This window comes from Sorangium sp. So ce693, assembly GCF_051521375.1.
In the GTDB taxonomy this organism is placed as follows: domain Bacteria; phylum Myxococcota_A; class Polyangia; order Polyangiales; family Polyangiaceae; genus Sorangium; species Sorangium atrum.
In genome coordinates, this window is sequence record NZ_CP150347.1 from 13,267,072 (window position 1) to 13,275,538 (window position 8,467).

Annotated in this window: 7 protein-coding genes; all 7 read right to left on the reverse strand. The window is 71.4% G+C overall.

Annotated features, from left to right (window positions below):
• Positions 1-3 precede the first annotated feature (3 nt).
• The gene (gene atpA, locus WMF14_RS49630) at positions 4-1,893 is read right to left on the reverse strand and encodes a F0F1 ATP synthase subunit alpha (protein WP_437798076.1); all 1,890 of its coding nucleotides are present in this window, start codon (positions 1,891-1,893) and stop codon (positions 4-6) included.
• A gap of 116 nt (positions 1,894-2,009) precedes the next feature.
• Positions 2,010-2,552: an ATP synthase F1 subunit delta gene (gene atpH, locus WMF14_RS49635; RefSeq protein ID WP_437798077.1), complete on the reverse strand. Its 543-nt coding sequence runs from the start codon at positions 2,550-2,552 to the stop codon at positions 2,010-2,012.
• Positions 2,549-3,535 carry a F0F1 ATP synthase subunit B family protein gene (locus WMF14_RS49640; protein WP_437798079.1) on the reverse strand — a complete coding sequence of 329 codons (987 nt, stop codon included), beginning with the start codon at positions 3,533-3,535 and terminating at the stop codon, positions 2,549-2,551. The genes atpH and WMF14_RS49640 overlap by 4 nt, the downstream gene beginning before the upstream one ends.
• Positions 3,532-4,014, reverse strand: a complete 483-nt coding sequence (locus WMF14_RS49645) for an ATP synthase F0 subunit B (protein WP_272097039.1) — start codon at positions 4,012-4,014, stop codon at positions 3,532-3,534. Before WMF14_RS49645 ends, WMF14_RS49640 begins: the two co-directional genes overlap by 4 nt.
• Before the next feature lie 271 nt (positions 4,015-4,285).
• Positions 4,286-5,746: a hypothetical protein gene (locus tag WMF14_RS49650; protein WP_437798081.1), complete on the reverse strand. Its 1,461-nt coding sequence runs from the start codon at positions 5,744-5,746 to the stop codon at positions 4,286-4,288.
• A 27-nt stretch (positions 5,747-5,773) separates the two neighbouring features.
• Positions 5,774-6,370 (reverse strand): tRNA-(ms[2]io[6]A)-hydroxylase, encoded by a 597-nt coding sequence (locus tag WMF14_RS49655; protein WP_437798082.1) that lies wholly within the window; start codon positions 6,368-6,370, stop codon positions 5,774-5,776.
• A 231-nt stretch (positions 6,371-6,601) separates the two neighbouring features.
• The gene (locus WMF14_RS49660; protein WP_437798084.1) at positions 6,602-7,648 is read right to left on the reverse strand and encodes a hypothetical protein; all 1,047 of its coding nucleotides are present in this window, start codon (positions 7,646-7,648) and stop codon (positions 6,602-6,604) included.
• Between the last annotated feature and the right edge of the window lie 819 nt (positions 7,649-8,467).

An 8,467-nucleotide genomic window follows, 5' to 3' on the forward strand; every position in this document is an offset into this window, starting at 1 on the left:
TGCCTACTTTTCCTTTGCCTTCGAGGCGCTCTTCCCGTTCTTCGACTTGGCCTTCGGCGCCGGCGCCTCCTCCTCGTCGCCCGCGCCGTCCTCGTCGGCCGAGGTCGAGGCGCCGGCCGCTTCCACAGCGAACCGCTTCTTGAAGGTGTCGATCGCCTTCGTCATCCGCGACTTGAGGTCGTCGTCGAGGACCTTCTTCTCGCGGATGTCCACGAAGATCTGGGGGTGCTTCGCCTCGATGAACTTGTAGAGCTCTTCCTCGAAGCGCCCGAGCGAGCTCACCGGCAGGCTGTCGAGCAGGCCCTGCGTGCCGGCGTAGATGATGAGGATCTGCTTCTCGACCGCCAGCGGCACGTACTGGCCCTGCTTCAGGATCTCGGTGAGGCGCGCGCCGCGCTCGAGCTGCGCGCGGGTCTTCGCGTCGAGGTCCGAGGCGAACTGGGAGAACGCGGCCATGGCGCGGTACTGGGCGAGATCGAGGCGGAGCGTGCCGGAGATCGACTTCATCGCCTTGATCTGCGCGTTGCCGCCGACCCGGCTGACCGAGATGCCGACGTTGATGGCCGGGCGGACGCCGGAGTAGAAGAGGTCGGCCTCGAGGAAGATCTGCCCGTCCGTGATGCTGATGACGTTCGTCGGGATGTACGCCGACACGTCGCCCGCCTGCGTCTCGATGACCGGAAGCGCCGTGAGCGAGCCGCCCGACTTCGGATCACGGACGATCTCGTAGTCGCTCGCCTTCGCCTTGTCCGAGAGCTGCTGCTCGAGCTTCTTGATCTCGTCCTTCTTCTCGTCCTTGCGCGCCTGCTCGAGCTTCTCGAAGAGGGCCCCGTCGATCGTCTTCCAGAGCGAGTCCTTCGCCGAGTGCATCCCGTGCGCCCCGACGTGCGCCTTGCCGTCGACGCCGCGGTACGAGGCGTCGCCGCCCTCGATCTTCGTCCCCTTCGACACGACGTAGAAGATGTCGGCCATCTTCGCGGCGCGCTCGAGGAGCCGGGAGTGGAGGTAGAAGACGTCGCCCGGGTACGCCTCGCGGCCCGGCGGGCGGCGGAGCAGGAGCGAGAGCTGGCGGTACGCGACCGCCTGCTTCGAGAGGTCGTCGTAGATGCACAGGGCGTGGCGCCCGCTGTCGCGGAAGTACTCGCCGATGGTCACGCCGGTGTACGGCGAGATGAACTGGAGCGGCGCGGTCTCGCTCGCGGTCGCGGCGACGATGATCGTGTACTCCAGCGCGCCGTGCGCATCGAGCTTGTCCACGACCTGGCGCACCGTCGACAGCTTCTGGCCGATCGCGACGTAGACGCAGATGACGCCCTTGCCCTTCTGGTTGATGATCGCGTCGACGGCGACGGCGGTCTTGCCCACCTGCCGGTCGCCGATGATGAGCTCGCGCTGGCCGCGGCCGACCGGGATCATCGCGTCGATCGCCTTGATGCCGGTCTGCATCGGCTCGGTGACCGGCTGGCGCTGGATGATGCCGGGCGCCTTCACCTCGACGCGGCGGCGCTCCTTCGTATCGATCGGGCCCTTGCCGTCGATCGGCATGCCGAGCGCGTTCACGACGCGCCCGAGAGTCGCCTCACCGACGGGCACCTCCATGATGCGCCCGGTCCGCTTGACGGCGTCGCCCTCCTTGATGGTGCTCGTGTCGCCGAAGATGGCGGCGCCCACGTTGTCCTGCTCGAGGTTCAGCACGAGCCCCATCAGGCTGCCGCCCTCCGAGCCGGTGAACTCGACGAGCTCGCCGGCCATCGCGCGGCTCAGGCCGTGCACGCGGGCGATGCCGTCGCCCACCGTGAGCACGGTGCCCGTCTCGGTGACCTGAGCGGCCTTGTCGATATTCTGGATTTGCTTCTTGATGATCTGGGAGATCTCTTCGGCGCGGAGCTGCATGCGGAGTCCTCTGTGGGGAGACGCTTGGGCTGCGGAATCAACGTCGTCAAGGTCGAGGGGGCGGCGAGCGCCGGGCCAAGACCCATCATGAAACAGGGGTGCTTGCTCGCGTCCCCTCAGGTTCGGAGCAGGTTGTCACGGAAGCTCGACAGCCGGGTCCGGAGGCTGCCGTCGATCACCTGATCGTCGATCTGGGTCACCACGCCCGCGATGAGCGAGGGATCCTGCTTGTGGGTGACCGAGATCTTCCTGCCGGTCGCCTTCTCGAGCTCGGCCCGGAGCCGGTCGAGGTAGCCGTCGGTCAGCGGGCCCGCGCTCGTCACCACGGCCCGGGCGACGTTCTGGTCCTGATCGACGAGGAGCGCGAGCTGCCGCGCGATCTCGGGCAGCGCCGCGAGCCGCCGGCGCCGCGCCAGCAGGAGGAGGGTGTTCCTCGCCACGTCCGAGAAGGCGGCGCGGCCGGCGAGCTCGCGGAGCAGCTCCTCGCGCGAGGCCTCCGGGATGAGCGGGTTGTCGAGGACGAGGCGGAGCTCCTCGCTCGCCGAGTACATCGCGCTGGCGTCCCCGATCTCCCTGGCGAGGGCCGCGAGGGTCCCGGTCTCCTTGCCGATCTCGAAGATCGCGCGCCCGTAGCGTCGGGCGACGGACTCGTAGCTCATGTCGCTGCTCCGGTGGTCTGGGCTCCCCGGGCGGCGCCGGCGGAGACGGCCGCGGGGATGGCCTTCAGGTACTCTTCGTTGACCCGGTCGAGGTCCTGCTGGCCGATGCGCTGCCGGAGCAGCTCCTCGGCCGCGGCGACGGCGTTCTGCACCGCCTCCTGGAGGAGCATGGCACGCGCCGCCTTGAGCTCCTGCTCGGCGCGGAACTCGGCGTCGCGCCGCATCCGGACGCGCCGCTGCTCCGCCTCGGCGAGCACGTGGGCCTTCTCGACCTCCGCCTGCGCCGCGTGCTCGGCCTTGAGCTCGGCGAGCGTCTCCTCGAGCCGCGTGAGCTTGTCCTCGTAGTCCTCGAGCCGCTGCTCGGCCTCCTGCTTGAGGCGCGACGCGTTGTCGAGCTCCTGCGTGATCGTCTGCTTGCGCTTCTTGAGCGCCTCCGCGATGGGCTTCCTCCCGAAGCGGACGACGATGAACGCGAGCAGCCCGAAGTTCAGGACCGACGCGAGGAACGGCGGCGGCTCGTTCTTCGGATCGCAGGGGTTTTGCTCGTTGTTGTAGCGCCAGAGCAGCGCGTTGACGCCGCCCTTCGCGGCCGCCTCGTTGTTCACGCCGATGAGGCCGTGCCACCAGTTGACGTGCGGCGGCGGATCCGTCGGGCCGTGCCCGGGGCAGTGCTCCTCCCCGTGGGACGCCGGCTCGGGCGCCGGCGGCGGCGTGGGGCGCCCGCGCTGCATGCCCGCCGGACGGATCCCGTGGCCTCCCGGGAGCTGGCGGCCGCCCGGCCCGAGCGGCCGGCCGGGCTGCATGTCGCGCGGGCGCTGCGGCATCTGCTGCGAGCCCGGCTGCGCTTCGGCAGGCGACGGGATGGGCGGGTGCCCGGGGGGCAGCGCCGGCTCGGAGCCGGGCTGCTGCGCGAGCGCCGTGCCGGCGGCGAGCGCCGCGGCCAGGCCGAGCGCGAGCGAGGAGCGGAGGAGCGGCTTCTTCACTGGCGCACCTCGCGGCCGAGCATGCTGGCGGCGATCTCCGCGGCGAGCGCGGGCTGGGCGGCGGCGAGCTCGCCGCGCATGCGGGCGACCTCGGCCGCGATCTTCGCCTTGCTGTCCTCGAGGATCCGCGCCGTCTCCGCGCGGGCCTCGGCCATGATCTGCGCCTCGATCTTCGCGGTCTCGGCGCGGAGCCGCTCTCGCTCGATCCCGGCCTCGCGCCGGACCTTCTCGATCTCGGCCTCGTAGCGGGTGAGCAGCTCGCCGGCGCGCTCGTCCATCTCGCGCGCTTCCCGCTTGGCGCCGTCGGTGCGCCGCTCGCGCTCCTCGAAGACGCGGAGCAGCGGATCGAACAGGAGCGGCTTGAGCACGACGACGAACGTCGAGAACAGGACGACCTGCGCCAGGAACGTCAGATCGAAGTCGACGGCGATGGGGCTGGCGCCGGACGCGAGGAGTGGGTGCATTGCGTTCGGGTTCACGGGTGCTTGTTCGGCGACGAGGGCGGCGCAGCGCGAGCCGCTCGCTGCCCCACGCCCCTCGGGGGGGCGATTTCGCGAGCCGGCACTAGCACGTGTCAGTCAAAGCTGGAAGGGTTCTCGCAGGGCGGACGAGCCCCTCTTTAACATCACGTCTCCTGACGACGCGGCCGCGCGCCGCTCGCGGGTGACGGGCGCTACAGCCTCGCGATCGCACGCTTCGCTCGCGGGTGACGGGCGCGCTCCAGGCGTGCGAGCGCGGGCGATGCCCGCGCTACAAGCTTGCGAGCGAGCGCATCATCTCTCCGAGGCCCGCCTCGAGATCGCCCTCGCTGGCGCGTGGCGCCGGCGCGCGCGCGCCGTCCTCGTCGCGGATGGCCTCGGCGGCGCGCGGATTGCGGAACCAGTCCTCGTCGAAGCGCTCGATCAGGCTGCGCCGATCGCGCGCTGCGAGGAGCGCCCCGGCGAGCCGGACCGCCGCGCCGGGATCGAGCGCCGGGATGACGCCGGCGAGCGCTCCCGGGATCGGCCCGCCGAGCGCGCGCGCGGTGGTCTCCTCGAAGCGGTCGCTCCGATCGCGCGAGGCCCGGAGCAGCACGTGCCCGCCTCCGTCCTTGTCGGCGCCGAACACGAGCGCCACGGTCGCGGCGTCGAGGCGCAGCGAGAGGAGGAGGCTGCGCGCGGTGGCGCGCGCCTGATCGAGCGCGCGGCCCCGGCCGAGCCCGAGCGCGCGGGCGCAGAAGACGGGATCGGCGACGAGGCCGCCGAACAGCGCGGCGCGGCGCGCCTGCCGGAGATCGAACGGCGCGCGGGAGAGCGCGAACGGCCCGCGCGCTCCATCACCACGCGCGAGCGCCGCGCCGAAGCGGGCGAGCGCGCGCGCGAACGACGCCGCGCCGAGCGGCCGCGGCAGCGGTCCGAGATCGATCGCGACGCCGTCGGTCAGCTTCGTCGCGCGGAACAGCTCCTCGATCCACCGTGGGCCGAGCCGCGCTGGCCACCCCGACGCCGCGTCGCGGCCGACGGCGCGCCCGAGCGCGGCGTGCCAGGTCGGCTCGAGCTCGACCACCGACTCGGTCCGGCGCAGCAGCGCGTCCGCGGCGCCGATCGCCGCGCCGGGAGGGTCGCAGGGGATCTCGATCGCGCGGAGGCCCTGCTCCGCGAGCCGCCGCGCCGCCTCGTGCCTCCGCTCGACGAGGACGCGGGCGGCGTCGGCGACCGCGCCGGATCCTCGGGCGAGCGCCTCGGCGAAGATCTGCCGCCCGGCGCTCGTCGGGTCGGCGAGCAGCCTGAGGCGCGCCTCGTGGGGCGACATCCGCGCCGGCTCGGGCAGGTCGATCGTGACCAGCGGCGCGTGCCAGGCCGCGGCGAGCCGGACGCGGTCGGCCCAGATCACGCGCTCCAGCGTGAGCGCGCAGACCCAGTCGGCGAGGGGGGCCGCGAGGCCGGTCGGGTCCGGCGCGGCGGGAGACGTCGGGCTCGCGAGCCCGAGCTCCGCGCCGAGGCCGGGGGTCTTGTCGGTGAGCTCGAGGTAGGTCGTCCGCGAGCTGACGCGCCGGAAGGGATCGAGCGGGTTCTCGAGCCTGGCCCTCGCCTCGGCGGCGCTCGGGCCGTCCTCGTCGGCGCTGGGCGGCGCCGGACCGCGCCTGACGAGGTCGCCGAGCGCCGCGCGCCACGCGCGCTCCGCGCGGGCGACGTCCCGGTCGAGGCGGATCAGATCGATCTCCATGCTCATCTACCCACGTTCCGCACGCCCCGCATGTTACCCGTGCACCGCCGGTGCCGTCCCGAGCCGCCCGGCGATTTCGCCCTCGGCGCGCGCGAGGTCGGCCAGCCGGCTCCGGGTGGCGCCCTCGTCGCCGGCGACCTCGACGGCGAGGTCGACGAGGGTCCGGTAGTGCCGGGCCTCCGACGCGAAGAGCTCCTCGTAGAGCGGCGCGAGCTCGTGGTCGCGCGCCGCCAGCCCGTCGGCGAGCAGCCTGAAGCGTTCGCAGGAGCGGGCCTCGATGATCGCGCCGACGAGCAGCCGATCGATGAGCGCTGCCTTCGCGTTGCGCGCGCAGCTGCTCGAGGCCGCCTTGCGCAGCTCGCTCGCGTAGACGTCGGTCTCCGGCTTGCCGAGCGCGAGGCCGCGCTGCTCGATCACGTCGAGCAGCGCGCGGAAGTGCCGGAGCTCCTCTTCGGCGAGGTCGACGAGCGCCCGCGCGAGGCGCGGGAGCGACGGCCAGCGCGCGGCGAGGGACAGGGCGTTCGACGCCGCCTTCATCTCGCAGTGCGCGTGGTCGGTCAGGAGCGCCGGCAGATCGGCGAGCGCCACGTCAGCCCAGCGTGGATCGGTCGGTAGGGTCAGGCACAGCACGCAGGGCCGACCTAGAGCAGGCGCGCCGCGGCGAGAAGGGGGAGCCGGGCCCCGAGGTCGGCGCAGGCGCGCGGATCGTCGTCGGAGGTCGCTCTGGAAGCGTCGCAGAGCGGCGGTCTCCCGCACAGGAGACGGGCCCAGATCGGCGTTTTCGGCGCGCAAGCGCACTCCAGTGCGCTGAGCACCGAAAACGTCGAGGTGGGCCCGTCTCCGAAGCGGGTGACCGCCGCTCTAGAAGCTGTCGGACGAGCCGCGGGTCAGCCCGCTCGACTCGAGGTGGTACGCGAGCCCGACCACGAACGTGGTGGGTCCTCCGCTGGCGAGGGCCCGCCGCACGGTGCCCTCGACGGAGAACTGGGTCCCCACGTAGGCGAGGCCGAGCGACAGCGCGTGCTGGTCGGCGCCCTGGTCGAAGCGGTACCCGGCGCGGAGCGGGAAGTGATCGGCGACGAGGTACTCGCCGCCGGCCATGAAGCGGAAGGTGGTGTCGCGGTAAGAGTTGAGGTCGGCGAGCCCGTCGACCTCGATCGAGAAGTCGGCGGTGCCGAACCCGACGCCGCCGCCGACCGTCGTGGGCAGCAGCCCGTGGTCGGGGTAGGTGAGGTTCTGTCCGACGACCGCGATGTGCAGGCTGTCGGTCGCCTTGACGGTGAGCCCGGCGTCGAACGTGAACGTGTCGACGAAGGAGTGCCGACCGACGAGCTTCCCATTCTCCCACTCGCGCAGCCCGCCCGAGACGGGGCTGTCGCCGAGGCCGCCTTCACGCAGCGTCCCGTCCTGCGTGATCTTGGCGTAGCGGCCGGTGAGCCCGGCGAAGATGCGGTCGGTCAAGGGGTAGGCGAGGCCTGCCCGCGCGTCGAGGTACGAGCGCTCGATGCCGCCGTCCATGTCGACGAAGCCGCCCACGAAGGAGAGCGCCCCGGCGAGCTTGCCGGTGACCGAGTCGACGACGACGCCGCCATAGGCGTGCCGGCCGGCCTCGGGGCTCCCCTGGAAGAGCCCCTGGAGGTGATAGACGCGGGTCTCCACCATGGCGGACGGGTTGAGGAAGACGGCCGACGTCCCGTTCCCGAGGGCGCGCAGCGCACCCCCGAAGGCCGCGGCGCGGGGCGTCTCATTCTCGCCGTAGCCATAGGCGAGCTGCGGCGGCAGCTCGTCGGCCGCCGCCGGCCCTGCGGCCGACGCCATCAGGAGCGCGCCTGCCGCCGAGAGGGCCCTGGCCCGCCCGGCGGCCGCCGCCCGCTCCGACCGCTGCGCCAGGAGTGCCCCCCTTGTCAACCGGATCCCCGACGACATCGCCTCGCCATACCGCACACCTGGACCCTGGGGGCAAATTCTTGGCTCCTGAAAACCGGCGCACCTCGGTCGCTCTGTACTGGACGAACTCCGCCTTCCTCAGAAAGCTGGAAAAGCCGCCACGTCGAGCCTCTTGACGACGAAATGAGCGGGTTTTGCTCTGCAATCGTGAGCGCGTCGTAAAAATCACCGCCCCGCGTCGGGAGTTTTGGCGCCTCGTGTCCGGCAGCCAGAGCTCGGTCGACGCGAAGCCGGCTTCGCAGTGTGTCAGGGACTGAATTTATAACAATACTATCGGATACTTGAGCCAAGTTTCGCAGTTGGGGATAGACGCCCGGACTCACCCGGTGCTACCTCCGATTCGTCCTCGGGGCGGTTCCGTGCCGCACCGGGTCCTCCAAAGGGTGGCCTCGAAAGGGGCGCTGCGAGTTACCGAGCTCTGTGAGGCGGTATGGGGGACGGCTGTGCCGATCTGTCTTTCAATGCGATGGACCTCGACGCGACGGCTGTACCCTCACCTCGATCGACGTGCTCGGCTGCGGCCGGGCCGGGTCCCGGTACAGGAGGGCTGTACTGTCCACCCGCATTTTGCGGGGGCGTGCGGATGATTCCCCGAGGACGAAGCGGCCGTGGGCGGACTGTTGAAAAGTCGACACGCCCTTCGATTACATTCAGAATAACATAGAGATCTCCAGGAGTTAGAGGCGAGTCCTCGCTGTGAGACCTGTGGATAAGTTGGGGGCGACGGTTCTTTCGGTCGCCCCCGAAACCTATTTTCGTGGAGCGGACTTCAGAGCAGCG